This window comes from Aerophototrophica crusticola (assembly GCF_012913305.1).
Lineage (GTDB): Bacteria > Pseudomonadota > Alphaproteobacteria > Azospirillales > Azospirillaceae > Niveispirillum > Niveispirillum crusticola.
In genome coordinates, this window is sequence record NZ_CP051775.1 from 2,638,997 (window position 1) to 2,663,617 (window position 24,621).

A 24,621-nucleotide genomic window follows, 5' to 3' on the forward strand; every position below is an offset into this window, starting at 1 on the left:
CTTCTACCCGTGTCCGGCGTCTGCTAGACCTGGGGTCCGGCACCCCGTCCCGAATCGAAGCGGAACCCCATGCCCAGCCACACCCCCGACCCCGCCGCCGCCAGCCTGCTGGAAGACCTGATCCGCCGGGCCAAGGCCGCGGGGGCCGACGCGGCCGACGCCCTGCTGGTGGACAGCGCCTCCCTCTCCCTCTCCATGCGGCTGGGCAAGCCGGAGGGGCTGGAACGGTCGGAGTCCGGCGATTTGGGCCTGCGGGTCTTCATCGGCAAGCGGATGGCCGTCGTCTCCTCCACCGACCGCAGCCAGCAGATGTTGCAGGAGTTGGCGGACCGGGCCGTCGCCATGGCCCGCACCGTGCCGGAGGACCCGTTCTGCGGCATCGCCGAGCCGGGGGACGTCGCCACCGACTGGGCCGACCTGGACCTGTGCGACAGCTCCGAGCCCACGGCCGAGGCACTGATCGAGGCCGCCCGCCGCTGTGAGGAGGCCGCCCGCGGCGTGGCCGGCGTCAGCAACTCCGACGGCGCCGACGGGTCGTGGAGCCGGTCCAGCGTCACCCTGGCCGCCAGCAACGGCTTCGTCGGCGGCTATTCGGTCAGCCGCCATTCCCTGTCCGTCTCCGTCCTGGCCGGGTCCGGCACGGCCATGGAACGGGACTATGACTACCATTCCACCGTCTATGGCACCGACCTGGAGGCGCCGGAGGAGATCGGCCGCCGCGCCGGCGAACGGGTGGTGCGCAAGCTCGGCCCCCGCAAGGTGATGACCCAGGCCGTGCCCGTGGTGTTCGAGCCGCGGCTGGCCGGCGGCCTGTTAGGGCACCTGTGCGGCGCCATCTCCGGCCCATCCATCGCCCGCGGCACCAGCTTCCTGAAGGACCGGCTGGGCCAGCCCCTGTTCGCCCCCGGCATCAGCGTGGTGGAGGACCCCTTCATCCGCCGCGGCCTGCGCTCCAAGCCCTTCGACGCGGAGGGGCTGCTGAACCGGCGCCGCGCCATCATCGACGACGGCACGCTGACCACCTGGCTGCTCGACCTGCGCTCCGCCCGGCAGCTCGGCCTGTCCAGCACCGGCCACGCCTCCCGCGGCACCGGCGGCCCGCCCTCGCCCAGCCCGACCAACGTCTACCTAGCCCCCGGCAGCCTGCCGCCGGAGGAGCTGATCCGCGACATCAAACAGGGGTTCTACGTCACCAGCCTGATGGGCTCGGGCGTCAACGGCGTGACCGGCGACTATTCCCGCGGCGCCGGCGGTTTCTGGATCGAGGATGGGCAGGTCACCTACCCGGTCAGCGAGGTCACCATCGCCGGCAACCTGAAGGACATGTTCCGCAACCTGACCCCCGCCAACGACCTGACCTTCCGCCACGGCATCGACAGCCCCACCGTGCGGATCGAGGGGATGACGGTGGCGGGGATGTGAACAGACGTGCAAATCACTGGAGGTCACCCCGGGCTTGACCCGGGGCCCTTGGGAAAGCGGACCTGCCAAGGGGCGGCAGCGGGCCAAAGAACAAAGAAAAACAGGGCTTTCGGTGACCTGCATCGACCGATCCCGAGGGCCCCGGGTCAAGCCCGGGGTGACCTCACGTGCCCTGCATCACGCTTTCCCCGCCACCACCACATACCCCACCACAGGCTCCCCGCCCTCGCGCCGCAGCACCTCCTCATGCAGGGTGGCGACGGTCAGCCCCGCGCTTTCCAGCACCTGCCGCAGGTAGGTCTCGGAATGGGAGTAGCGGCCGGTGGGCAGCAGGGTCCAGGTGCCCTCCTCCAGCCGTTCGGCCGTCAGGCCCAGGGTACCGCCGGGGGCCAGCGCCCCGGCCAGGGTGGACACCGGCCCCGCAAGGTCCCCCAGGTAGGGCAGCACGTCGCCGGCGGCCATAAGGTCGAACCGGCCCGCCTGCCCGGCCAGCCAGGCGGTCAGCTCCGCCACCTCCAACGAATCGTACAGGCCCCGGGCGCGGGCCTTCTCCACCATGCCGGGGGACAGGTCCACGCCGGTGAGGGCCTTGGCATAGGGCTTCAGCCCCGGCGCCAGCAGGCCGGTGCCGCAGCCGGCGTCCAGCACCGACAGCCCGCCCGTCGGCTCGCCCAGCACCTTGCCCAGGGCGGCCAGCAACAGTTCCGGCGCGTGGTTGTCCACGGCGGCCATGGCCTCGTCATAGATCTCGGCGAAGGGGTTGAACTGGTTGACCAGGAAGTCGTCGGAGGCCCGCGTCGTGCCCTCCCCCAGCAGGGCGGCGGCTCGGTGCTGGGCGATGGGGCTGTCCGGGTAGGTTTCCCGCCAGGTGGCGGCCAGCCTGCGGGCCTGCTCCGGGTCCCGTTCCGCCAGGGCTTGCAGGGCTTGGCCGAGCTGGTTGTGCACCGGCTCCGCCTGCGGCACCAGCTTCAGGGTGGCGAGGTAGCGTTCGGCGGCTGCCGCGGGGTTGCCGCCCACCTCCTCCAGCCGGCCCAGGGTGTAGATGGCCTCGGCGAAGTTGGGCTCCTGCGCCAGGCAGGCCTCCAGCTCCGCCTTGGCGGCGTCCGGCCGGCCGGTCTGGCGCAGCACGTTGGCCAGGTTGAAGCGGGCCTGGAGCGACCGCGGGTCGGCGGCCAGGGCGCGGCGGCAGGCATCCTCCGCCCGTCCCATGTCGCCCAGCTTCTCGCAGGCGATGCCCAGGCCCACCCAGGCGTCGTGGAAATTGGGGTCCAGCTCGATGGCGCGGGTCAGGCTTTCCAGCGCCTCCTCCAGCTTGTTCTGCTGCAGCAGCGCCATGCCCAGATTGTGGTGCGGCGGCGGGTGGTCGGGCTTCAGGGCCCGGGCCTTCTTCAGGGCGATGACCGCGTCGTCGAACTTGCCCAGCCCTTGCAGGGCAGCACCCAGGTTGGACCAGGCCACGCGCACGTCCGGGTGGCCCTCATACACCTTCACGACCTTGCGATAGACGTCCACCGCCTCCTTCAGCCGGCCCTGCTTGTGCAGGGTGGTGGCGATCTTGACGTCGTTGGCGAAGCGGGCGGACAGGTCGGGCGCCTTGGGCAGCTCGGCAAGCTGGCGGCGGCGGTCACGGCGGTTCATGCGGGCATCCGGACTGGGACTGGAGATGAAGGCCTTGATAGCAGCCCCACCCCCCGCACGCCAGACGGGAAGGGTAACCCCGGCACCCGGCCCCGAACGTAGACAGGGCCGGTGCCCGAAGACACCGGCCCTGCCCCTACGGTAGCCGTAGACGATCCGCTCGCGGGTGGTCCGCGACGGATGTCCGCCAGGTCAGCCGTGAACGACCTTGCTGACGGAGAGATCCGCGCGGGTCCGCTTGAGGGAACGAGACATCGGATCACCTCCTTTCTGTTGGTTGCGCCAATGCCCCTACAGTTGGGCAGCTTTCCCCGGAGGTCAAGGGAAAATGCATCCGAGGTCGGATGTTTCTCGAAATTGTCCCGCCCCGTCGATCTGATGGGTCCGGTGTATTGACACTGTGGATACAAATGCCAGAATGGTGGCCATGACAGATGATCTTGGTGCCCCCCACACCGCCGGCGACGGGCCGGCCGACGCCAGCGACCGCGGCATGTCCGGCGGGGCGAAGGGCAGCATCAACCTGCGCATCGAGGGGCCGACCCGCCAGCTGATCGATGAGGCCGCGTCCATCCTGGGCAAGACCCGAACGGAGTTCATGGTGGACAGCGCCCGCAAGGCCGCGGTGGACGTCCTGCTGGACCAGCGGCTGTTCACCCTGGACCCTGACCGGTTCGACGCCTTCGTCCAACTATTGGACCACCCGCCGCCGCCGGGCCCGAAGCTGCGCGCCCTGATGAGCCGGAAACCAGCATGGGAGGGTTGACGCCCCCGGCCCCCTTGCGGCCGGACCATGACGTCAGCGCCTTCGCCTGTGGCCAACCGGCCCTGGATGACTGGCTGCGGCACCGCGCCATCAAGAACGAAAGCCGGTTCTCCAGGACCTATGTGGTCTGCGACGGCGGTCGCGTGGTCGCCTACTACTGCCTCGCGGCCGGGGCCGTGGACCGGTCGGCAGCCCCGGGCAGGCTCCGCCGCAACGCCCCGGACAGCGTCCCGGTTTCCGTTCTCGGGCGGCTGGCGGTGGACCGCGGCCATGCTGGCCGGGGCCTGGGCAAGGACCTGCTGGCCGATGCCTTCCGGCGTGTCGTGGGGGCGGCGGATGCAATCGGCATCGCCGCCCTGCTGGTCCAAGCAAAGGATGATGGGGCGAAGCGCTTCTACCTGTCCTGCGCAGAGTTCATCGAGTATCCCGCGGACAGCCGCATCCTGTTCCTGCCTATCGAGACGGTGATGGCGGCCCTGCAAGCTCGATGAGCGCTGGCAACAGGACGGGCCTCACGCCCGGTGCAGCGCCCGCCACCCGATGTCCCGCCGGCAGAAGCCCTCCGGCCAGTCGATCAGGTCCACGGCCGTGTAGGCCTGGCGTTGGGCGTCGATGATGGTCTTGGCCATGGCCGTCACGCCCAGCACCCGGCCGCCTGTGGCCAGCACACGGCCATCCTCCGCCCGCTTGGTGCCGGCGTGGAAGACCACGGCCTCCTCGATCTCCGCCGCCTGCTCCAGGCCGCGGATCTCGGTGCCCTTCTTGTAGTCGCCGGGATAGCCCTGGGCGGCCATGACCACGCAGAGGGCCGCGTCGTCATGCCATTCCAGCTCGGTGCCCGCCAGCTTGCCCTCCGCCGCGGCCACCAGCACAGGCAGCAGGTCGGACTTCAGGCGGCGCATCAGCACCTGGCATTCCGGGTCGCCGAAGCGGACGTTGAATTCCAGCAGCTTGGGCACCGGCTCCCCGTCCTTGCCCGGCACCACCATGATGCCGGCGAACAGCACGCCGTTGAAGGGCTTGCCGTCGGTGGCCATGCCGCGGACCGTGGGTTCCACGATCTCCCGCATGATCCGGGCCTCAAGCTCCGGCGTCAGGACCGGGGCGGGGCTGTAGGTGCCCATGCCGCCGGTGTTGGGGCCCTGGTCGCCGTCGAAGGCGCGCTTGTGGTCCTGCACGCCCACCAGGGGCACGGCTGACGTGCCGTCGCACAGGGCGAAGAAGCTGGCCTCCTCCCCGTCCAGGAACTCCTCGATCACCAGCTCGGTTCCGGCGGCCCCGAAGCGCTGGCCCACCATCATGTCGTCGATGGCGGCCTCCGCCTCCTCCACGCTCTGGCAGATGATGACGCCCTTGCCGGCGGCGAGGCCGTCGGTCTTCACCACGATGGGCGCCCCCTGCGCCCGGACGAAGTCCTTGGCTTTGCCCGGGTCGGTGAAGCGGCCATAGGCGGCGGTGGGCACGCCGAATCTTGCCACCGCGTCCTTCATGAAGCCCTTGGACCCCTCCAGCGCCGCCGCGGCCTTGGACGGCCCGAACACCTTCACGCCCGCGTCGCGCAGCCGGTCGGCCAAGCCCAGAACCAGCGGCTCCTCGGGCCCCACCAGGACGAAGTCGATGCCGGTGTCCTTGGCGAACCTGACGATCCCGTCCACATCGTTGGCGGCTATGGGCACACAGGTCGCCACGTCGGCGATGCCGGCGTTGCCGGGGGCGCACCACAGTCCCCCGCACAGGGGCGACTGGGCGATCTTCCAGCACAGGGCATGCTCCCGCCCGCCCGAGCCCACCACCAGCACCTTCATCGCCGCCTCCCCGTTCACGCCGTGCGCGCTGCCTGTAACACCCGGGCGCAGAGGTCCGCAACGTCGCGGAGGTCCCAGGCCAGCGTCGCGTCGCCCACGCTGACCTCCGTGGAGCTCCAGCCCGGCACCGGCGTCGCCCCCACCCGGCCCGCCAGCCAGATGCCCTCGTCGCCGGCAAGGCGTCGCAACACGGTTTCCAGCCGGTCGGCCGGCGCGTCCCAGAGAAGCTGGAAGCTGTTCCCGTGCGGCACGCCCGGGTTCACCCGCAGGCCGTCCACCCCGGCCAGCGCCACCGCCAACGCTTTGGCGTGTTCATGGTACGCCCCCATCCGCGGCAGGTGCCGCTCGATGCCGTCCAGCGCCGTGACCACCAGCGGGAAGGCGGTATAGAGGTTGCCGCCGAACCGGGTCCGCCAGGCCCGCGTCGCCTCAATCAAGTCCACGGGCCCTGCCAGCACGCAGCCGCCCAGGCCACCCAGCCCCTTGTAGAAGCTGACATAGACGGTGTCCGCCAGCCCGGCGATGTCGGCCAGCGGCCGCCCCAGCCAGGGCTGCACCTCCCACAGCCGCGCGCCGTCCAGGTGCAGCGGAACGGCCCTTTCCCGGCACCAGCCGCTGATGGCCCCAAGCTCCTCCCAGCCATTGCCCTGGAACGCCGCCCGGCGCAGGGGCAGCTCCACGCTCACCGCCGCCAGCGGCTCCCGCACCGCCGCCAGCTCCGCCGCATTGAAGGGGCGGTGGTCCGGCCCGGTCCGGCGCAGGCGCAGGGGCGTCAGCCGCTCGATGGCGTCCTCCTCATCCAGCGCGATGTGGGACTTGGGATGCAGGGCCACCGTGGTCCGACCCGTCCTTTCCCCATGGGCCAGCAGCGCCGCCTGCTGCGCCACCACCCCCTTGTGGAAGAACAGGGCCGCCGGCTTGCCCAGCAGGCCGGCGCAACGCTCCTCCAGCGCCCGCACCGCCGGCCCCTCCCCATACTCGTCGAGTCGCGCCCCCAGGTGGGGGAGGCGGCCATCCGCTCCACCCAACCCTTCGCCGTACGCGGCCCATGGCCGTTCAGGAAGCGGGTGCAGCGGGCGCGCAGGTCGGCAAGCTCGTCGTTGGTCATGGCTGTTTCCGGTGCGGGATCGTCCCTGCCTTGCTCGCACGGAAGGGGCCGCAGCGCCAGCCTCCCACGCGGCAAATGGGCGCCGGGAACGACCAGCTTATGACTCTTGCGAGCTTGGTACACGGTTGGGAATATGCCCCTCACCTAAGCGCATCCTGGCGCCAGGGAACGGAGCATCATGCGGTCAGTGCTTTCCGGGATCACGGCGTCGGACATCCGCCCGGACCCCTTCCCCCATGTCCTGGTCCCCGACGCCCTGGACGGGGACCTCTACGCCGCCCTGGCGGACAGCTTCCCGTCGCTGGAGACGCTGACCTGGGCCGGCGGGCGGCACGGCAGCAACCGCCGGTATGAGATGAACGCGAAGGCGATCCTTGAGCATGACGGGATCGCCCCGGCCTGGAAGCGATTCCTCGCCCACCACGCCTCCCCCGCCTTCTATGGGGAGGTGGTGTCCCTGTTCCGCGACCATTGGCCGGAGGCGCTGCTGCGGGCGCTGGACGGGTCCCTGCTGGGCCATGCCACGGGCCTGGTCTGGCCCGGCGCCTTCGACGCGGCCCGCATCGCCCTGGACGCGCGGTTCGAGGTGAACACCCCGGTGACGGGCCCGGCCTCCGTCTCCCGCGGGCCGCACCTGGACCGACCGGAACGGCTGTACACCGGCCTGCTCTATTTCCGCCACCCGGACGACGACTCGGAAGGCGGGGAGCTGGTGCTCTACCGCTGGCAGCCGGACTCCCCGCGGAACACAAGCCATTTCCAGCTTCCCGACACGGCGGTGGAGGAGGTGGCCCGCATCCCCTACCGGGCCAACCAGCTTGTCATGTTCCCCAACGGGATTGATGCCCTGCACGGGGTCGGCCTGCGCCAGCCCACGCCGCACCTGCGCCGCTACGTCTTCATGACGGCGGAGCTTGCCACGCCCTGGCTGTTCCCGCCGGGAGAGGTGCCGTCATGAAGCTCCTGGTCCACGGCATGCAGTCCAGCGGCGCCACCTCCTTCACCCTGTTCCTGGCCCAGCGGCCGGGCACCCTGGCCCTGGTGGACATCGCCAACACCGACCTGGCCCCATGCGTCGATCCCGGCCCCGACATGGTGGCCAAGGTGGTGGTGACCGTCGCCCATCCCTGGCCGACCCATGTGGAGCGGTTCCGTCCCGACCGGACGATCCTGTTCCTGCGGGACCCGCGGGACAACTGGCAAAGCCTCTCGACCAAGCCCTACCGCGACGGCTCCGGCAGCATGGAGGAGAAGTTCCGCCTGCTGGACGGGCTGTTCGCCCGCCGGTCCGACTTCGACTTGGTGGTGCATTATGAGGATTTCGTGCGCCGCGACCCCGCCGTGCTGGAGGGCGTCACGCAGCTGGGCTGGCCGGTGGGGCCGGCCCAGTTCGACTATGCCCGCCGGCATGAGGCCATCTTCGCCGACCTGTGGCACCACCTGCCCCACCTGTTCGAGGAGCTGAACCTGGTCTTCGGCAATGTCCGCGGCCGGTCGGTCACCGAGGCCCACCGCGACAAGCCCCGCGACCCCGCGGCGGAGGCGGAGCTGGAGCGGCTGTGCCCCCTTGTCCTCGCCCATTACCGGGCGCGGGAGGCGGCCGGCCCCCCGTGACCAACCCCGGCCCGCCCCGCCTTCGCGGTTCCATCCGCCGCCGCCCATGCCTATGCTGGCGGGCATGACCGACCTGCCCCCGACTATTCCTACGCGGATGCCGCCCCCCGCACGGGCAGCAACCTGCCCGAGGTCTCCGTCTCCGAGCTGGCCCGCGACCTGAAGCGGACGGTGGAGGAGCGGTTCGCCTATGTCCGCGTGCGGGGGGAGATCAGCCAGCCCAAGCGCCACACCTCGGGCCACCTGTACCTGCGCCTGAAGGACGAGTCGGCGGTGCTGGAGGCGGTGTGCTGGAAGGGCACCGTGGCCCGCCTGTCCGTCCGCCCCGAAGAAGGCATGGAGGTGGTCTGCACCGGCCGCCTGACCACCTACCCCGGCCGCAGCCAGTACCAGCTGGTCATCGAGACCATGGATCTGGCGGGCGAGGGCGCCCTGCTGAAGATGCTGGAGGAGCGCAAGAAGCGCCTGGCGGCGGAAGGCCTGTTCGCGCCGGAGAAGAAGCGCCCCCTGCCCTTCCTGCCCAACGTCATCGGCGTCGTCACCAGCCCCACCGGCGCGGTGATCCGCGACATCCTGCACCGGCTGGCAGACCGCTTCCCCCGCCACGTCCTGCTCTGGCCCGTGGCGGTGCAGGGGGAGCGGGCGGCGGCAGAGGTGGCGAAGGCCATCCAGGGCTTTAATTCCATCCAGCCGGGCGGCAGGGTCCCCCGCCCCGACCTGCTGATCGTCGCCCGCGGCGGCGGCAGCCTCGAGGACCTGATGGCCTTCAACGAGGAGGTGGTGGTGCGGGCGGCGGCGGCCAGCCGTATCCCCCTGATCTCCGCGGTCGGGCATGAGACCGATACCACCCTGATCGACTTCGCCAGCGACCGCCGCGCCCCCACCCCCACCGCGGCCGCGGAGATGGCGGTACCCGTGCGGGCGGAGCTGCTGTCCCAGGTGCTGGACGACGGCCGGCGCCTGCATGCCTGCATGTCCCGCGCCCTGGAGAACCGGCGGTCTTACGTGGAGGCGCTGGGCCGCGGCCTGGGCGACCCCGCGCCCACCTGGAGGGCTGTGTCCAGCGGCTGGACGACCGGGCGGAGCGCCTCACCCTCGCCATGGCCGCCCAGCTAGAGCGGCGGCGCACCGCCGTGGCGCAGGCCGGCAGCCGACTGCGCCACCCGCGGGAGGTGCTGGCCCTGGCCGTGACCCGCATGCAGGCCGCCACCCGCGCCCTGCGCACCGGCCTGGACAAGGCCGTGCGGCTGGAAGAGGGGCGCTACCACCGCGTGTCCGACCGGTTGACCCTGCTGCCCATCCGCCGCCAGCTCACCGACGGCGGCACCAAGCTGCGCGACCTGCCGCCCCGGCTGGACCAGGCCTATGCCCGCCGCCTCACCCAGGCGTCCGACCGGTTGGCGGCCCTGGGGCAGTTGCTGGAGAGCTACAGCTACCGCGGCGTCCTGGCCCGCGGCTTCGCCCTGGTCACCGACGGCGCCGGCCAGCCCGTCACCCACGCCGCCGACACCCAGCCCGGCCAGGGCCTGACCATCGCCTTCCAGGACGGCAAAGTGGAAGCCCTGGTGGCCGGGGAAGCCGCCGCCCCGCCACCGCCGCCCGCCGCGAAACCGGCCAAGCCCACCAGGGTAAGGAAGGCGGAGCCGGCGAAGCAGGAAAGCCTTTTCTAGGAGCGCGTCTCGCTGCCCTTTCCTCCCCCGTCATCCCGGCAAAGGCCCGTGCGTGCTGAGCACACTGGCCTGCGGGTTTTCTGCTTCCCCCGCGCAGGCGGGGGTCCACTGTTTTCAACCACATAGACGGCACACACCGGGTCAAAAACTGTGGGCCCCCGCCTTCGCGGGGGATGCGGTGGTGCCTGTCACAGACGGTTCAGCCGGAATTAGGACCGCCGAACGACAGCCGGGGTGGCTGATGGGCCCCGCACAAATGCCCCGCGACTCGAACGCCCCCCACCCGTTGAACTCCCCATGGCATTGCAAGCAGCGGGGTTGACGTGGCGGATTTCCGGATCGGCTTCCGGAGCCTGAGCGAGGAGGTGGGGGGTATCGACCTGCCGGTGCAGGGCCGCGTCCCGGACTGGCTGGAGGGGGTGCTGCTGCGCACCGGCCCTGCCCTGTTCGAGGTGCGGGGCAAGCCGCTGGGCCATTGGTTCGATGGCTTGGGCATGCTCTACCGCTTCGCCTTCCGCGGCGGCCGGGTGGAGTACCGGAACCGCCTGCTGCAGAGCCAGGGGCTGAAGGACGCCCGCCGCTTCGGCCGCGTCACCCAGGACGGCTTCGGCACCAAGGCCGACCACGGCCCCCTGTTCAACCGCCTGTTGGGCCTGTTCCGGGGCGCCGTGCCCAGCGACAACGCCAACGTCAACATCCACCGCACCGACCGCGGCACCTTCGCCCTGACGGAGGTGCCGGGCCCCATCCGCATCGACCCGGACACGCTGGAGACGCTGGGGCCCGAGACCTGCCGCCGCGCCCCGCCGGGCCATCTGACCACCGCCCATCCCCAATGGGACGGGACGCGCAAGGAATGGGTCAACACCCTGCTGGAGTTCGGCCGGCGCAGCACCTGCCGCGTCGTCGCCCAGGCCCCGGGCAAGCCCTATCCCCGCACCGTCGCCTTCGTGGAGATGCGGGCCCCCGCCTACATGCACAGCTTCGGCCTGACGGAGAACTTCGCCGTCCTGTTCGAGCCGCCCTTCCGTGTGAACCCGCTGGAACTGCGCCTGTCCGGCAAGCCCTTCATCGCGAACTACCGCTGGTGCCAGGGCGAGGGGACCCGCTTCCACATGGTGGACCGCCGCAGCGGGTCGGTGCGGACACTGGAGGGTCCCGCCTGCTTCGCCTTCCACCAGGTCAACGCCTTCGAGCGGCCGGGGGAGGTGGTGATCGACCTCTGCGCCTACCAGGATTCCGGCGTGCTGGACGGCTTGCGGCTGGACACGCTGCGCGGCGCCAGCCCGTCCCTCGCCACGGGCCGGGTGCTGCGCTACCGCCTGCCGCTGGACGGGCACGACGCCATCCAGGAAGTGCTGTGGGACGGGCTGATGGAGATGCCCCGCATCCATGAGGCCCGGGACAATGGCCGGGAGCACGCGGTCGCTTGGGGCACCGGCCTGTCAGACCCCGCGTCCGGCTTCCTGGACTGCCTGCTGCGCCTGGACGCCGCGAAAGGCCAGCGCACCGCCCTCTGGCACCAACCCGGCGCCTACCCGGGGGAGCCCGTCATGGTCCCCCAGCCCGGCGGGTCCGGCGGCGTGCTGCTGTCCCTGGTCCTGGACGCCGCCGCCGCCCGCTCCTTCCTGCTGGTCCTGGATGCCGACACTCTGGACGAGCTGGCCAGGGCCCCATTGCCCCACGCGGCCCCGTTCAACTTCCATGGGCAGTTCTACGCGGAGGAGAAGGCGGTAGCGTGAGGCCTCCAGCCCCTCACTCATACACCGCGTACAGCTTCTTCGCCGGCTCCACCACCGCCCACGTCCCCGTGAAGCCCGATGGCATCACGAAGGCGTCGCCCGCCTTGAAGGTCCGGCTCTCCCCGCTGTCGGAGGTCACGACCACCACGCCCTCGACCAGATGGCAGAACTCGTTCTCGGTGAAGCTGACCCTCCAGGTGCCCGGCTGGCCGGTCCAGACGCCGCAGTTGAAGCGGCCGTCGGCGCTGGCGAACAGGTTGGCCACGCTCTGCACCGGGTCCCCGGCCAGCACCTTGGCCGCGTCCGGCCGGTAGCTGTCCGCCGGGGGCAGCGGGTCCTGGAAGCTGGTGACGCTGGTCATGATGCCTTCTCCCTCATCCGGCTTGGCTCACAGGTCCTTCGAACAATCCCGCTTCCCCGCGAAGGCGGGGGCCCACGGTTGTTTTACGACGACGCTGCCGGGAAACGAGCCAAAAACTGTGGACACCCGCCTTCGCGGGTGAGGCGACAGGGTCTCCGTACTCGATCAATCCGGCCACCGCCGGTGCTGCCACAGCCATTGTCCCGGCTCGGCCCGCACCCAATCGCCAAGCAGGTCGTTCACCCGCCCCATCACGGCGCGCACGTCCGCGGCCATGTCGCCGGACTTGGCGAACTCCAGCGGCGGGAACACCTCCACCCGGAACCGCGCGCCCTTCAGCCGCACCACCCGGATCGGCACCACCGGCGCCTGGTAGCGCAGGGCCAGGTCCGCCAGCACCGTGCCGGTCATGGCGTCCCGGCCCAGGAAGGGGACGGGGATGCCCTCGTTCAGCTTCTGGTCTACCAGCAGGCCCACATGGCCGCCCTTGCGGATGGCCGTCATCAGGCCCCGCGCCGCCTCCCGCCCCTTGGGCACCATGGTGCCGCCCAGGGGCCGCCGCGCCTCCGCCAGCAGGGCGGCGGCATAGGGGTTGTTGGGCTGGCGGAAGACGAAGGTCAGTTCCATCCCCGCCCGGGCGCAGGCCAGGGCCGACAGCTCCCAGTTGGCGAAATGGCCGGTCATGGCGATGCCGGGGCGGCCATCCCCGGCCAGTTGGTCCAGGTACTCCCCGCCCACCAGCTCCACCCGCCGGTCCCACTCCGCCGCCAGGGTGCCCAGATGGACATACTCGGCCATGGTCCGGCCGAAATTCTCCCAGGCCCCGGCCAGGATGTCCCGGTGCTGCTCTGGCGTCATCTCCGGGAAGGCCAGGGCGATGTTGCGCAACGCCTTCTTCGACGCGCCCGACCGCGGCCCGAAACCGCGCGCCAGCCAGCCGCCGAAGGCCGAGGCCCGGTCGATGCCCAGCGACCGCAGCAGGCCCAGCAGCAGCCACAGCCCCGCCGCCTCCAGCCGGTAGCCGACGGTGCGGTCCCAGCGGCGGCGGGCCTTGCTATGGTTGGCCATGGCGCACCGCCTGTTCCAGCAACGCCGTCACCGCCCCCTCATCCTCCCACGCCAGGGCCACGGGCAGGATCGCCACCCGGTCCCGCGAGCCCGGCGGCAGCCGAACCGCGTCCTTCGCCGTCGTCACCGGGACGGCGCCCAGCCTGTCCGCCTGTGCCAGCAGCCCTTCCACCTCCGCCCCGGTATAGGGGTGGTGGTCCGGAAAGGGAACCGCCTCCACCACGTCCGCCCCGATCTCCCGCAGCGTGTCGAAGAACTTGCCGGGCCGCCCGATGCCGGCGAAAGCCAGCACCGGCTTCCCGCGCAGCCCCACGGCAACGGCCGGGTCGGGCACCAGCCGCGCCCGCACGACCCGCACCCGCCCACCAACCGTCCCCGCCACCCCGGCCCGGTCTTCCCCCACCAGGACCAGCGCCTGCGCCCGGGCCAGCCCATCACCCACCGGTTCCCGCAGCGGCCCCGCCGGGATCACCCGCCCGTTGCCGAAGCCCACGGCCCCGTCCACCACCACAAGGGACAGGTCCTTGGCCAGGGCCGGGTTCTGGAAGCCGTCATCCATCACGATGGCCTGCGCCCCCGCGGCGACCATGGCCCGCGCCCCCGCCGCCCGGTCCCGCGCCACCCAGGCCGGGCCACCCGCCGCCAGCAGCAAGGGCTCGTCCCCCACCTCCGCCGCCCCATGGCATCCCGGGTCCACCCGCACCGGCCCTTCCAGCCTGCCGCCATACCCCGCGACAGGCTGTGCGCCGCCACCCCCATGCCCCGCAGCCGCGCCATCAGGTCCAGCACCACGGGCGTCTTCCCCGCCCCGCCGGCCACCAGGTTTCCCACACAGACCACCGGCACCCCTGGCCGGAACCCGGCCCGCCCCAGCTTGGCCCGCCCGACAGCGGCCCACACCGCCGCCACGGGCGACAACAGCGCCGCCGCCACGCTGGGGGGCGGTACCAGAAGGCGGGGGCCTTCACCGCGCGCCCCTGTCGCATGCAACATTTCTGTTGACCAAGAATCGGTACGACACCACCATTCCTGGATGCGGAGCTCGGAGTTCAAGCGCTGGCTGGAGCGTCAGGGGGCCACCTTCAAGCCCGGCAAGGGCGGGCACCTGATCGTGTTCCTGGGCGGCCGCCGCTCCGTCCTTCCCATGCATGGCAGTTCCCACGACCTGCCCAAGGGCACGGTCGAGTCGATCAAGAAGCAGCTCGGGCTGAAGTGAGGGACCAGGATGCGCGCCTACCCTGCCCGCCTTGACCAGGACCCGGAGACCGGGGGTTTCGCCGTCACGTTCCGCGACGTGCCGGAGGCCATCACCTGCGGCGACACGCTGGAGGAAGCCAAGCTGCACGCGGTGGACGCGCTGGAGACGGCGCTGTCCCTCTATGTGGAGGACCGCGCCGACCTGCCCACGGCGACGCCGGCCGAGCCCGGCGAGACCCTGGTGCCCCTCTCCGCCCTCGGCATGGCCAAGGCCGCGCTGTATGAGACCATGCGCGCCCAGGGCGTGGGCAAGGCGGCGCTGGCGCGGCGGCTGAACTGTCACCTGCCGCAGGTGGACCGGCTGCTGGACCTGACCCACGCGTCCAAGCTGGAACAGGTGGAGACGGCCCTGGCCGCCCTGGGCAAACGGCTGGTGGTGGACATCGCCGACGCGGCCTGAGCGTCCCGTCACGTCCTTCCTCCCTGCCCCACCCCCGCCGCATCCAGCACGGGCCCCAGCGCCTCCATCACCCGGTCCACGGCCTGCCGGTTGTGCTCCGCCACGGCCAGGGCCGAATCAGCCATGCCCTCCCGCGCGCCCTGGTCGGACAGCAGGCGGCGCAGCTCCCGTGCCAGGCCGTCGGCGTCGGCCACCGTCACGGCCCCGCCGGCCGCGGCCAGCTCGGCCGCCACCTCGGCGAAGTTGAACATCTGGGGTCCGTGCAGCACGGCGCTGCCCAGCAGGGCGGGCTCGATGGGGTTGTGGCCGCCCACGGGCACGAAGGACCCGCCGACCACCGTCACCGGCGCCAGGCGGAAGGCCAGCCCCATCTCCCCCATCGTGTCCAGCAGGTAGATGTCTGTCGTGCCCGTCACCGCCTCGCCCAGGGACCGGCGGGCGACGGTCAGCCCGCCCCCTTGCAGCAGCGCCGCCACCGCCTCCCCCCGCGCGGGGTGCCGGGGGGCCAGCAGGGTCAGCAGGCCAGGGAATTCCCCCGCCAGGGCCTTGTGGGCGGCCAGGGCCAGCTCCTCCTCCCCGGCGTGGCTGGAGGCGAGGCACCAGCGGGGGCGACCCAGCAGGTCGTCGGTCAGCCGGGCCAGTTCCGCGTCGTCGCAGGGCAGCGGCTTGGCGGAGTATTTCAGGTTCCCCACCGTGCGCGTGTCGGCGATCCCCAGGGCCTTCAGCCGCTGTGCCTCGGCGGCCGTCTGCGCCAGGGCCAGTCGGAAGACGGACAGCAGCCGCCGGGCCGTGCCGGGCACCCGGCGCCAACCGTGGAAGCTCTTCTCGCTCAGCCGGGCATTGACCAGGGCGGCGGGGATGCGGCGGCGGCGGACGCCGGCCAGCAGGTTGGGCCAGAACTCCGATTCCACCCACAGCACCAGGTCCGGCCGCCAATGCTCCAGGAAGCGGTCCACCGCGGGGGCAAGGTCCACCGGCACATACTGGTGGAAGGCCCGGGCCGGCAGCCGTTGCGCCATCAACCCGGCGGACGTCACCGTGCCCGTGGTCACCAGCACGGACAGGTCGGGGTCGCGGGCCAGCAACCGGTCCACCAGGGGCAGCACGGCCAGACTCTCCCCCACGCTGGCCGCATGGATCCAGGCGAGCCTGCCCGCCGGCCGGGGCAGGCCGGCATGGCCCAGCCGCTCCCCCCGCCGGTCGGGGTCTTCCTTGCCCCGGGCCGCCCTCTTGTCCAGCAGGCGGCGCACGGCCGGCCCGGCAAGGTGGGTCAGGCCGCGGTACAGGGTCTCGAGCATGGCGGGCAGGGCGGGGTTTCCGGGGGCCGGGCGCTTCCCCGGCAAGGGCGGCGCACCCTACCACGGCCCCCGCGGCGGGCGGTAGCCCCGGCCCAGGCCCCATTCCCCACCGGACATACCCACAAAGAGGCCACACCAAATCGCCGGCCCCATGCCCTACCTTGGCCGTGATCGGGGGCGAGCCTGCCCCTGGAGAGAGCCTCGACCAACGACCGAACGAGCGAACCGATGAAGTTCCGCCACACCCTGCCTGCCACCGTGGCCACCGCCGCCCTGGCCGGCCTGCTCGCCCTCGGCCCCACGGCAGCGGCCTATGCCGACCCGCCCCCCTGGGCCCCGGCGCACGGCCACCGGGCGAAGGAGGAGAAGCACAAGCACAAGCACAAGGACGATGACGACCGCCGCACCGTCATCATCCGCGAGGTGGAGCGCCCGCCGCAGCTCGCCGCCGGCCTGCCCGCCTTCTACGGCCTGCCCGTGGGGATCGAGCAGGGCCGCTGCGACCGCGGCCTCGTCCAGGCCAATGTGGGCACGGTGCTGGGCGCCATCGCCGGCGGCCTGGCGGGCAGCCAGTTCGGCAAGGGCGACGGCAAGGTGGCCATGACCGCCGCCGGCGTGCTGCTGGGCGCCGTGCTGGGCAACGCCGTGCAGGGCCAGTTGGATGCCGCCGACCAGGGCTGCCTGACCCAGGCGCTGGAGCGGGCGCCCACCGGCCAGCCCGTCGTCTGGAACAACCCGGACAACGGCGCCCGCTACCAGGTCACCCCCGTCCGCACCTATGAGCCCGAGCCCGGCCGTTATTGCCGGGAATACAAGAGCCGCGCCACCATCGGCGGCCGGGCAGAGACGGTGACCGGCACCGCCTGCCGCCAACCCGACGGCACTTGGCGCATCGTCGGCTGACGGGGCAAGGGCGACCCCGATCCTTCGGGGGCGCCCCGGCACCCGAGGGAGAACGAAAGGCCCCTCCCCCTTGACGAAGGCGGCGGGAGGGGCGACCTTTCAGGGAATGGTTTGGCCCCGTCCCGTTGGGAGCGTTCGCATGTCGCCCACCCGCACCGCCGTCCTGCTCGCCCTCGCCGCCGGCCTCGCCGGTGCCGTGCCCGCGGTCGCGGCGGAGAAGGCCTACAACACCTTCCAGCGCATCGACCGCGCCCCCCTGCCGGGAGAGCGGGCCGCCGCCATGGCCCAGGGCGGCCCCGCCCTGTTGAGCGACCAGCGGGCGCTGGCCATGGCCGCCACCCCGCGGGAACTGGATGTCTATGGCGGCAGCGACGGCAGCAGCGGCGTCCGCTTCTCCGTCACCGGCCAGGGCACCGTCGGCAACCCCAACGCCCGTGACCGCGCCTCCCGCTACCTGGGTGACGGCGTCGGCTATTACGACAACGACGCGTTCCAGCCCAGCATCGCCAACAGCTACTATGGCTGGGGTTATGGCGGCACGCCGCGGCTGGCCTACAACGAGTCGTACCTGCGTTACCGCTATGGCGGCAACATCGGCGGCCTGCCCTCGGTGGGCGCGCCGCTCGACTTCTGGCGGAAGTGATGCGCCGGGGGCCGACCCTGGCCCTCGCCCTGGGCGGCCTGCTGCTGGCCGCCCCGCCCGCCCTGTGCGCGCCGGACGGCAAGCCCGCCCCTGCCAAGGCGGAGACCGTCAACACCTTCACCCTGCTGCCGCCCACCCCGGCCCCCGCGGCCCCATCGCCCAGGCCGACCGGGAACAGATCGCCGCCGCCAACAGCCCGCCCCTGCCCCCGCCCTGCACGGGCCGCAGCACCACCGGCGTGGATGTGGGCACGGCCCTGGGCGCCGCCGCCGGCGTGGCGGCGGGCCTTGTCATCGGTGACGGGGACGGCTGGTCCAAGCTGGGCAACGCCGTCCTCGGCCTCGCCACCGGCAGCACGGTGGGCTACCTGGCCGGCCGCGCCTATGACGGCCCGCGCACCTGCGCTGACCAGCCCGAATATGGCAAGCGCACCGTCGTCCTGCCCACCGAGGAGGTGGAGCGCCGCCAGCGGGAACGCGCGGACGGCCCCCCGCCGCTGAAGCCCTGACCCGCGGCCTTACCCGCCTGTCCGGCGCGCCTGCCGCCAGAGCCCCCACGACAGGGTGAGGGGGAAGCCGATCACCACCACCAGGGCCAGCAGCATCCCCGGCACCCGCCAACCCTCCGGCACGGCGCCCAGCCCCATGGCGGCCACCGCCAGCCCCACCGCCACATAGACCCGCCCCGTGGCCCGGTGGGTCTTGTCCCAGACCCGGTCGTCCGACAGGGTCCAGGGCGTGCGGATGCCCACGGTGAAGGTGGGCCGCAGCTTGCCCAGCAGGTTGCCCACGATGGCGAACAGCAGGCCCAGCCCCGTCATCACCACCGCACCCATGTCCAGATCCACGCCGAAGGCGTTCGCCAGGGTGACGGCGTGGATGGCGGCCAGCAGCCCCATGGTGGCCAGGATGATGGTCGCCGTCGGCTTGGCCGAGCGCTCCCGGTTCTCCTCCCTCGGCTCGATGAAGGGGATGACCAGGGCGGCGGCCCAGACGATCAGGGCGCTCAGCGGCATGGCGAACAGGGCGAGGCCCGGCTTGCCCCAGCGGTCCGGCTGGCCGTCCAGCCCGTAATGGACCGGCAACAGCGTGTCCGCCGGCAGCGCGTCATAAGCCACCGCGGCGCTGCCGAACATGGCGGCCAGGACCAGTCCGCCCACCAGCGGGATCCTCTCAGGTCGCATGCCCTTTCCCCTTCTTCCCGTCCGTACCCTTCTCCGCCAGCCCGATCCCCATCACCCCCGCCAACGCCAGCAGCGCCTCCTCCAGCACGGACAGCTTCAGCCGGTAGGTGATGCTCGTGCCGTGCTTCTCCGCCTCCACCAGGTCCGCCTCCCGCAGCACGGCGAAGTGGCCGGACAGGGTAGGCTTGGCGAGGCTGAAATGCTCCGCCAGCTCGCCGGCGGTCATCTCCCGCTCCCGCAGCAGTTCCAGGATGCGCCGCCGCGTCGGGTCGGCCAGGGCTTTGAAGACCAGGTTCATGTTCGCTATTTTGCCAAATACCGAAATATAGTCAAGAACCATCGGTATCAGGCCGGACCCTACCGCCGCTCCCGGAAGAACCCCCGCAGCAGGTCGGCCGCCTCCCCCTCCCGCAGCCCGCCATAGACCTCCGGCGCATGGTGGCAGGTGGGTTGGTGGAAGAAGCGGGGCCCATGGTCCACACCGCCGCCCTTGGGGTCGTAGGCGCCGAAATAGACCCGCCGCAGCCGGGCGAAGCTGATGGCCGCGGCGCACAGGGCGCAGGGCTCCAGCGTCACATACAGGTCCAGCCCCGGCAGCCGCGGCTCCCCCAGCGCTTGGCAGGCTTCCCGGATGGCCAGCACCTCCGCGTGGGCGGTGGGGTCGGCCAGTTCCTCCGTCCGGTTCCCGGCCCGGGCCAGCACGGCCCCCGTGCCCGGGTCCACCACCACGGCGCCCACCGGCACCTCCCCCCGCGCGGCGGCGGCGCGGGCCTCGGCAAAGGCGATGTCCATGGGGGTGGTGGGCGTGTCGGTCATGGCGCGCGGAGGCTGCGCCGCCACCCCCTCCGCGTCAAGCCCTGCCGCTTCCGCGCGAAGGCATCCCCCGGCCGGGGTGTGAGAAACTGACCCCATGACCGAACGCCCGGAACCGCAGGCCCCGCCCATGTCGCGTCTCATCCCCCCGAACGCCGACCCGATCACCCTGGGCCAGATCCCCACCCCGCCCGCCGGCATCCCCGGCCTGGCGGACGAGGCCACCGGCACCTACCGCACCCTGCACCTGGTCGCCACCTCGGCCGAGAGCCTGCCCGACGCCATCGAGAACGCCCTGGCCCGTGCCACCAGCCTGGTCCCCGGCGTGGACTGGTTCGAGCTGACCGAGCTGCGCGGCAGCGTCGCCGACGGCAAGGTGGGCCGCTGGATGGTCGGCGTGAAGGTCGGCTACCGCCCCGACACCCCCGGCACGCCGCGGGCGTGAGGAAAGTTCGGGGAGAGTTTTCCCTGGCCATCGGTCAAGCGGTTATGTGTTTGGGGAAAACGGATTTGAACGGATCAAAGCGGATTGAACGGATAAAATCTCAAGCCTTCTAATAAAATCAACGAACGCCGAAATAATTCTCCGCGCCTGCGGCGCAATACTTGCAACCAAAAAGGCTGCCGGCCTCCGGGTAAGGCCAATTTCCGTTTCCATCCGTTCTGATCCGTTTAATTCCGTTTTCCCCGAACACCGCACCGGTGCCGACCGGCATCCAAACCGGCACGGTTCCTGGCAAGCACAACACCCCCAGGAACCCCCACCCACCCCCTCCTGTTGCAAGGCCATTCCTTCCGGCAAGACAGGAGTGTGCCATGGCCAGTTCGGCCATCCCCGATCCCTCGGCCGACCCGAAGACCGCCAAGCTGTGGGACATGATCCGTGAGATCGACATCGCCATGATGACCACGCTGGACGGCGGCCATCTGCGCGCCCGGCCCATGTGGTGCCTGCAGGACAAGTTCGACGGCGCGCTGTACTTCTTCACCCGCGCCTCCGCCCACAAGGTGGAGGAGGTGCGCCAGGACAGCCACATCGGCCTCGCCTACGCCAAGCCGAACAGCCAGGACTATGTCTCCGTCTCCGGCCGCGGCCGGCTGGTGCAGGACAAGGCCCTGGTGAAGGAGCTGTGGAAGGAGCCCATGCGCACCTGGTTCCCCAAGGGGACCGACGACCCGGACATCGCCGTGCTGGCGGTGGACGTGGAGCTGGCGGAATATTGGGACAGCCCGTCCAGCACAATGGTGCACCTGTACGGCTACGCCAAGGCCGCCTTGACCGGGGAGCCCCCGCACCCCGGCGACAATGAGAAGCTGGACTTCCGCGGCCGGGCGTAACGCCCCGCAGGTCGGGGTGAGGCGCAAGCCGAACCCCGACGACCGACGGCACCGGGAAGTGTCGGGGTTCCCGATGGTCACCCCGACCTACCGCACCCCCTGTCACGTTACGCCTCAAGCCTTTACGGCACGGCAGGCATCCCGCCCTACCCCCCTCGATAGACCCTGTGCGCGCTTGAGCACCGTCCGCGCCGTGCTATCAATTCACGGTCCGCCGCCCTGAGACCGGAGCCCCCGCATGTCTGCCCTCACCGCCTCCCCCGCCTGGAAGGCGCTCGCCGCGCACCGCCAAGCCATGGAGGGCGTGAGCCTGCGGGACCTGTTCGCCCAGGACCCCGGCCGGTTCGACCGTTTCTCCGTCCGGGTGCCTGGCCTGCTGCTGGACTATGCCAAGAACCGCGTGACGGGGGAGACGATGTCCCTGTTGCTGGACCTCGCCCGGTCGCGGGACCTGGAGGGCTGGCGCGACCGGCTGTTCTCCGGCGCGCGGATCAACACCACGGAGGACCGCGCCGTCCTGCATGTGGCCCTGCGCGCGCCCAAGGGCCGGCGGATCGAGGTGGACGGGCAGGACGTGGTGCCGGACGTCCACGCCGTGCTGGACCGGATGTATGATTTCTGCCGCCGGGTGCGGGACGGGCAGTGGCTGGGCCGCACCGGCAAGCCCATCACCGACATCGTCAACATCGGCATCGGCGGGTCCGACCTGGGCCCCGTCATGGCCACCCAGGCCCTGACCCCCTGGCACCACCCGCGCCTGCGGGCCCATTTCGTCTCCAACGTGGACGGCACCCACATCGCGGAGGCGTTGAAGCAGGTGGACCCGGAGACGACCCTGTTCATCGTCGCCTCCAAGACCTTCACCACGCAGGAAACCCTGACCAACGCCCACACCGCCCGGTCCTGGTTCCTGGAGAAGGGCGGCAGTGAGGCGGACATCGCCAAGCACTTCGTCGCCGTCTCCACCAATGAGGGGGAGGTGCGCAAGTTCGGCATCGACCCTGCCAACATGTTCGGCTTCTGGGACTGGGTGGGCGGCCGCTACAGCCTGTGGTCCGCCATCGGCCTGCCCATCGCCCTGATGGTGGGGCCGGAGGCCTTCGCCGAGTTCCTGGCCGGCGGGCATGCGATGGACGAGCATTTCCGCACCGCCCCGCTGGACCGGAACATGCCCGTCATCCTGGGCCTGCTGGGCGTCTGGTACGGCAACTTCTGGGGCGCCTGCGCCCAGGCAGTCCTGCCCTATGACCAGTACCTGGCCCGCTTCCCCGCTTACCTCCAGCAGTTGGATATGGAGAGCAACGGCAAGGGCGTGGACCGGGACGGCAACCCCGTCGACTACGCCACCGGCCCCATCATCTTCGGCGAACCCGGCACCAACGGCCAGCACGCCTTCTACCAGCTGATCCACCAGGGCACCCACCTGATCCCCTGCGACTTCATCGCCCCCGTGAAGACCCAGAACCCGGTGGGCCGCCACCACCCCATCCTGCTGTCCAACATCCTGGCCCAGGCCGAGGCCCTGATGCGCGGCAAGACCCAAGACGAGGTCCGCGCCGAGCTGACCTCCGAGGGCAAGTCCGGCCCGGCGCTCGAGGCCCTGCTGCCCCACAAGGTCTTCCCCGGCAACCGCCCCACCAACATGATCCTGGCGGACCAGCTGGACCCCCGCACCCTGGGCATGCTGATCGCGCTGTATGAGCACAAGGTCTTCGTCCAGGGCGTGATCTGGAACATCAACAGCTTCGACCAATGGGGCGTGGAGCTGGGCAAGCAACTGGCCAAAGCCATCCTGCCGGAACTGGAAGGCGGCCCGGCCAAGGACCACGACGCGTCCACGGCGGGGCTGGTGGCGGCGATCCGGGGTGGGTGACCGGGGTATCGTCTGGGACGAGGCGGTTCGGCTTGGGGCTGGCTCTGGTGCCGTCAACACGGACGACACGGACGCCGCTTCGCGGCACACGGACAAGCACGGACAGCTGTGAGGCCGTACGGTGGCACCCGGCACCCGCGGCGTAGCCGCAATGATGCCTCCCGCTGAAAGTTGCAGGCATTCCTGGGATCTTTGGATTTCTGCGGCTTCGCCGCGGCAGGTGGTCTTTGGGTAAGCACCACGGCCTCCCCAAGCCCCGTCCGTGTCTGTCCGTGTCCGCGAAGCGGCGTCCGTGTCGTCCGTGTTGAACGGCCCCACGCCGCCCCAAGTCCGACCACCTCGATCGCTCCAAAGCCGCCCGGCATTGCCAGGACAGGTCCGCTTCCGGCATGATCCTTGGGACCACCGGCCCGAGGAGCGCGCATCTTGGACCCCCGCCCGCTCTACCGGGTGACGCAGGAGCAGTTGGACCAGATCGTGCGGCGGCACGAGATGTTCCGCAACGCCCGCATGGGCGGGGCCCGGGCGGTGCTGTCCTTCTATGATTTGTCGGGCCTGGACCTGACCGGCCGCGACCTGGCCCATGCGGACTTCACCGGCAGCGTGCTGAAGGGCACCAAGCTGGCCGGGGCGACCCTGGACTGCGCCACCCTGTTCGGCTGCGACCTGCGCCAGGCCGACTTCCAGGGCGCCTCCCTGGTGAAGGCGGATTTGCGCGGCGCCTGCCTGCGCGGGGCGGACCTGACCGGTGCCACCCTGGTGAACGCCGACCTGCGCGACGGCTCTATCGCCGCACGGGAAAAGGACGGCACCCTGCGCGTGATCCAGGCCGACGGCGGCACCACCCCGTCGGACATGGAAGGGGCGAAGCTGGCCAACGCCAACCTGTCCCAGGCCCGCCTGTCCGGCACCATCGCCATGCACACGGATTTCACCGACGCGGTGATGCGCGGCACCAAGCTGGTGCGGGCGAACCTGCGCAACGCCACCCTGGACGGGGCCATCCTGGAAGGGGCGGACATGTCCGGCGCCGACGTGCGCGGCGCCAGCCTGAAGGGCGCGGTGCTGACCGGCGCCACCCTGACATTGACGGAGCTGGGCGGGGCCGACCTGGCCGGCGCCTTGACCGACAAGCCCGCCGGCAAGCCCCTGGACAGCCTGCCCCGCCCGCTGGAGGAGCTGGTGAAGCTCCACGCCCTCTGGGTGGGCAGCGCCGGGCAGGAGGGCATGCCCCTCCGCCTGGACGGCATCGATCTGCGCGGCACCCACGCCCTGTCCCACGCCTGCCTGACCCGGCTGATGGCGGTGGAGGCGGTGCTGTACGGGGTGGACCTGACGGCGGCCCAGCTCCAGGTCGCCCAATTGCAAAGGGCCGACCTGCGCACCGCCACGCTGGCCGGGGCGGACCTGCGCGGCGCCAACCTGGCCGCCACCCGGCTGAACAACGCCGACCTGAAGGGCGCCAACCTGTCCTTCCTGAAGATCGACGACACCCGCGTCGTCCGGGCCGAGCTGGCGGGTGCTGCCCTGCGCTACGCCGACCTGTCCGGCAGCCGCCTGCGCAAGGCCAACCTGGCCGGCGCCGACCTGTCCTACGCCAACTTGGCTGACGCCGACCTGCGTGAGGCCGACCTGACCAACGCCAAACTCTCCGGCGCCAAGCTCCGCAAGGACCAACTCACCGACGTCATCGGCTGGCCCCCCGCGAAGCCATAGGGC

24 protein-coding genes and 2 pseudogenes are annotated in these 24,621 nt (G+C 71.3%); 16 read left to right on the forward strand and 10 right to left on the reverse strand.

Annotated elements, in window-relative coordinates; translation table 11 throughout:
- Positions 1-69 precede the first annotated feature (69 nt).
- Positions 70-1,422 (forward strand): TldD/PmbA family protein, encoded by a 1,353-nt coding sequence (locus tag HHL28_RS12925; protein WP_075771692.1) that lies wholly within the window; start codon positions 70-72, stop codon positions 1,420-1,422.
- A gap of 177 nt (positions 1,423-1,599) precedes the next feature.
- Here HHL28_RS12925 and HHL28_RS12930 read toward each other — a convergent pair whose 3' ends face one another.
- A complete protein-coding gene (locus HHL28_RS12930) occupies positions 1,600-3,060 on the reverse strand; it encodes a tetratricopeptide repeat protein (protein ID WP_075771691.1) in 1,461 nt (486 codons plus the stop codon).
- A 427-nt stretch (positions 3,061-3,487) separates the two neighbouring features.
- Here HHL28_RS12930 and HHL28_RS12935 point away from each other — a divergent pair, with 427 nt between their 5' ends.
- Positions 3,488-3,826 (forward strand): type II toxin-antitoxin system TacA family antitoxin, encoded by a 339-nt coding sequence (locus HHL28_RS12935; protein ID WP_075771741.1) that lies wholly within the window; start codon positions 3,488-3,490, stop codon positions 3,824-3,826.
- The gene (locus tag HHL28_RS12940; RefSeq protein WP_075771690.1) at positions 3,814-4,317 is read left to right on the forward strand and encodes a GNAT family N-acetyltransferase; all 504 of its coding nucleotides are present in this window, start codon (positions 3,814-3,816) and stop codon (positions 4,315-4,317) included. Before HHL28_RS12935 ends, HHL28_RS12940 begins: the two co-directional genes overlap by 13 nt.
- Before the next feature lie 21 nt (positions 4,318-4,338).
- Here the strand turns inward: HHL28_RS12940 and purD are convergent, their stop codons facing one another.
- On the reverse strand, positions 4,339-5,631 hold the full coding sequence (gene purD / locus HHL28_RS12945; protein WP_075771689.1) for a phosphoribosylamine--glycine ligase: 1,293 nt from the start codon (positions 5,629-5,631) through the stop codon (positions 4,339-4,341).
- Positions 5,632-5,645: 14 nt separating this feature from the next.
- Positions 5,646-6,659, reverse strand: a complete 1,014-nt coding sequence (locus HHL28_RS12950) for a threonine aldolase family protein (protein ID WP_169655250.1) — start codon at positions 6,657-6,659, stop codon at positions 5,646-5,648.
- A gap of 258 nt (positions 6,660-6,917) precedes the next feature.
- Here HHL28_RS12950 and HHL28_RS12955 point away from each other — a divergent pair, with 258 nt between their 5' ends.
- The 4 genes and pseudogenes from HHL28_RS12955 to HHL28_RS12975 all read left to right on the forward strand — a co-directional run bounded on the left by HHL28_RS12955 (position 6,918) and on the right by HHL28_RS12975 (position 11,765).
- Positions 6,918-7,697, forward strand: coding sequence for a 2OG-Fe(II) oxygenase (locus tag HHL28_RS12955; protein ID WP_075771687.1), 780 nt, complete (start codon positions 6,918-6,920; stop codon positions 7,695-7,697).
- Positions 7,694-8,353, forward strand: coding sequence for a hypothetical protein (locus tag HHL28_RS12960; protein WP_075771686.1), 660 nt, complete (start codon positions 7,694-7,696; stop codon positions 8,351-8,353). The genes HHL28_RS12955 and HHL28_RS12960 overlap by 4 nt, the downstream gene beginning before the upstream one ends.
- A gap of 123 nt (positions 8,354-8,476) precedes the next feature.
- Positions 8,477-10,023 (forward strand): annotated as a pseudogene (xseA, locus tag HHL28_RS18745) (exodeoxyribonuclease VII large subunit).
- 323 nt (positions 10,024-10,346) lie between these two features.
- Positions 10,347-11,765 carry a carotenoid oxygenase family protein gene (locus tag HHL28_RS12975; protein ID WP_169655252.1) on the forward strand — a complete coding sequence of 473 codons (1,419 nt, stop codon included), beginning with the start codon at positions 10,347-10,349 and terminating at the stop codon, positions 11,763-11,765.
- A gap of 13 nt (positions 11,766-11,778) precedes the next feature.
- Here HHL28_RS12975 and HHL28_RS12980 read toward each other — a convergent pair whose 3' ends face one another.
- From HHL28_RS12980 to lpxK, 3 genes and pseudogenes are all read right to left on the reverse strand, one after another.
- Entirely contained in the window at positions 11,779-12,126 is a 348-nt protein-coding gene (locus tag HHL28_RS12980) for a cupin domain-containing protein (RefSeq protein WP_075771684.1), read from the reverse strand.
- 165 nt (positions 12,127-12,291) lie between these two features.
- Positions 12,292-13,194 (reverse strand): lipid A biosynthesis lauroyl acyltransferase, encoded by a 903-nt coding sequence (locus HHL28_RS12985; protein WP_075771683.1) that lies wholly within the window; start codon positions 13,192-13,194, stop codon positions 12,292-12,294.
- Positions 13,181-14,187: pseudogene (lpxK, locus tag HHL28_RS12990) on the reverse strand (tetraacyldisaccharide 4'-kinase). The gene HHL28_RS12985 and the pseudogene lpxK overlap by 14 nt, the downstream one beginning before the upstream one ends.
- A 40-nt stretch (positions 14,188-14,227) precedes the next feature.
- On the opposite strand from lpxK, the gene HHL28_RS12995 reads away from it, so the two are divergent.
- Both HHL28_RS12995 and HHL28_RS13000 read left to right on the forward strand, forming a co-directional pair.
- Positions 14,228-14,410: a type II toxin-antitoxin system HicA family toxin gene (locus HHL28_RS12995; RefSeq protein ID WP_075771682.1), complete on the forward strand. Its 183-nt coding sequence runs from the start codon at positions 14,228-14,230 to the stop codon at positions 14,408-14,410.
- Positions 14,411-14,419: 9 nt separating this feature from the next.
- Positions 14,420-14,851 carry a type II toxin-antitoxin system HicB family antitoxin gene (locus HHL28_RS13000; RefSeq protein ID WP_075771681.1) on the forward strand — a complete coding sequence of 144 codons (432 nt, stop codon included), beginning with the start codon at positions 14,420-14,422 and terminating at the stop codon, positions 14,849-14,851.
- A gap of 8 nt (positions 14,852-14,859) precedes the next feature.
- Here the strand turns inward: HHL28_RS13000 and HHL28_RS13005 are convergent, their stop codons facing one another.
- Positions 14,860-16,194: a 3-deoxy-D-manno-octulosonic acid transferase gene (locus tag HHL28_RS13005; protein ID WP_404325713.1), complete on the reverse strand. Its 1,335-nt coding sequence runs from the start codon at positions 16,192-16,194 to the stop codon at positions 14,860-14,862.
- A gap of 183 nt (positions 16,195-16,377) precedes the next feature.
- Between HHL28_RS13005 and HHL28_RS13010 the strand changes: the two genes are divergently transcribed.
- The 3 genes from HHL28_RS13010 to HHL28_RS13020 all read left to right on the forward strand — a co-directional run bounded on the left by HHL28_RS13010 (position 16,378) and on the right by HHL28_RS13020 (position 18,203).
- Positions 16,378-17,052, forward strand: coding sequence for an RT0821/Lpp0805 family surface protein (locus HHL28_RS13010; RefSeq protein ID WP_075771679.1), 675 nt, complete (start codon positions 16,378-16,380; stop codon positions 17,050-17,052).
- A 139-nt stretch (positions 17,053-17,191) separates the two neighbouring features.
- Positions 17,192-17,695: a hypothetical protein gene (locus tag HHL28_RS13015; RefSeq protein ID WP_075771678.1), complete on the forward strand. Its 504-nt coding sequence runs from the start codon at positions 17,192-17,194 to the stop codon at positions 17,693-17,695.
- Between the two features lie 64 nt (positions 17,696-17,759).
- Positions 17,760-18,203: a hypothetical protein gene (locus HHL28_RS13020; RefSeq protein WP_169655254.1), complete on the forward strand. Its 444-nt coding sequence runs from the start codon at positions 17,760-17,762 to the stop codon at positions 18,201-18,203.
- Positions 18,204-18,212: 9 nt separating this feature from the next.
- Here the strand turns inward: HHL28_RS13020 and HHL28_RS13025 are convergent, their stop codons facing one another.
- Genes HHL28_RS13025 through HHL28_RS13035 form a run of 3 tightly spaced genes read right to left on the reverse strand, consistent with a single transcriptional unit; the run spans position 18,213 to position 19,670 of the window.
- Positions 18,213-18,878, reverse strand: a complete 666-nt coding sequence (locus tag HHL28_RS13025; protein WP_083699193.1) for an SdpI family protein — start codon at positions 18,876-18,878, stop codon at positions 18,213-18,215.
- The gene (locus HHL28_RS13030; protein WP_075771675.1) at positions 18,868-19,176 is read right to left on the reverse strand and encodes an autorepressor SdpR family transcription factor; all 309 of its coding nucleotides are present in this window, start codon (positions 19,174-19,176) and stop codon (positions 18,868-18,870) included. Before HHL28_RS13030 ends, HHL28_RS13025 begins: the two co-directional genes overlap by 11 nt.
- Positions 19,177-19,235: 59 nt before the next feature.
- Positions 19,236-19,670, reverse strand: a complete 435-nt coding sequence (locus tag HHL28_RS13035) for a nucleoside deaminase (RefSeq protein ID WP_404326926.1) — start codon at positions 19,668-19,670, stop codon at positions 19,236-19,238.
- 118 nt (positions 19,671-19,788) lie between these two features.
- Here HHL28_RS13035 and HHL28_RS13040 point away from each other — a divergent pair, with 118 nt between their 5' ends.
- The 4 genes from HHL28_RS13040 (at position 19,789) to HHL28_RS13055 (ending at position 24,618) form a co-directional block, all read left to right on the forward strand.
- Positions 19,789-20,136, forward strand: coding sequence for a dodecin family protein (locus HHL28_RS13040; protein ID WP_404325715.1), 348 nt, complete (start codon positions 19,789-19,791; stop codon positions 20,134-20,136).
- A 371-nt stretch (positions 20,137-20,507) separates the two neighbouring features.
- Positions 20,508-21,029 carry a pyridoxamine 5'-phosphate oxidase family protein gene (locus HHL28_RS13045; RefSeq protein WP_075771673.1) on the forward strand — a complete coding sequence of 174 codons (522 nt, stop codon included), beginning with the start codon at positions 20,508-20,510 and terminating at the stop codon, positions 21,027-21,029.
- A gap of 238 nt (positions 21,030-21,267) precedes the next feature.
- Positions 21,268-22,902 carry a glucose-6-phosphate isomerase gene (pgi, locus tag HHL28_RS13050; RefSeq protein ID WP_075771672.1) on the forward strand — a complete coding sequence of 545 codons (1,635 nt, stop codon included), beginning with the start codon at positions 21,268-21,270 and terminating at the stop codon, positions 22,900-22,902.
- Between the two features lie 426 nt (positions 22,903-23,328).
- Positions 23,329-24,618, forward strand: a complete 1,290-nt coding sequence (locus tag HHL28_RS13055) for a pentapeptide repeat-containing protein (RefSeq protein ID WP_404325717.1) — start codon at positions 23,329-23,331, stop codon at positions 24,616-24,618.
- The last annotated feature ends 3 nt before the right edge of the window (positions 24,619-24,621 follow it).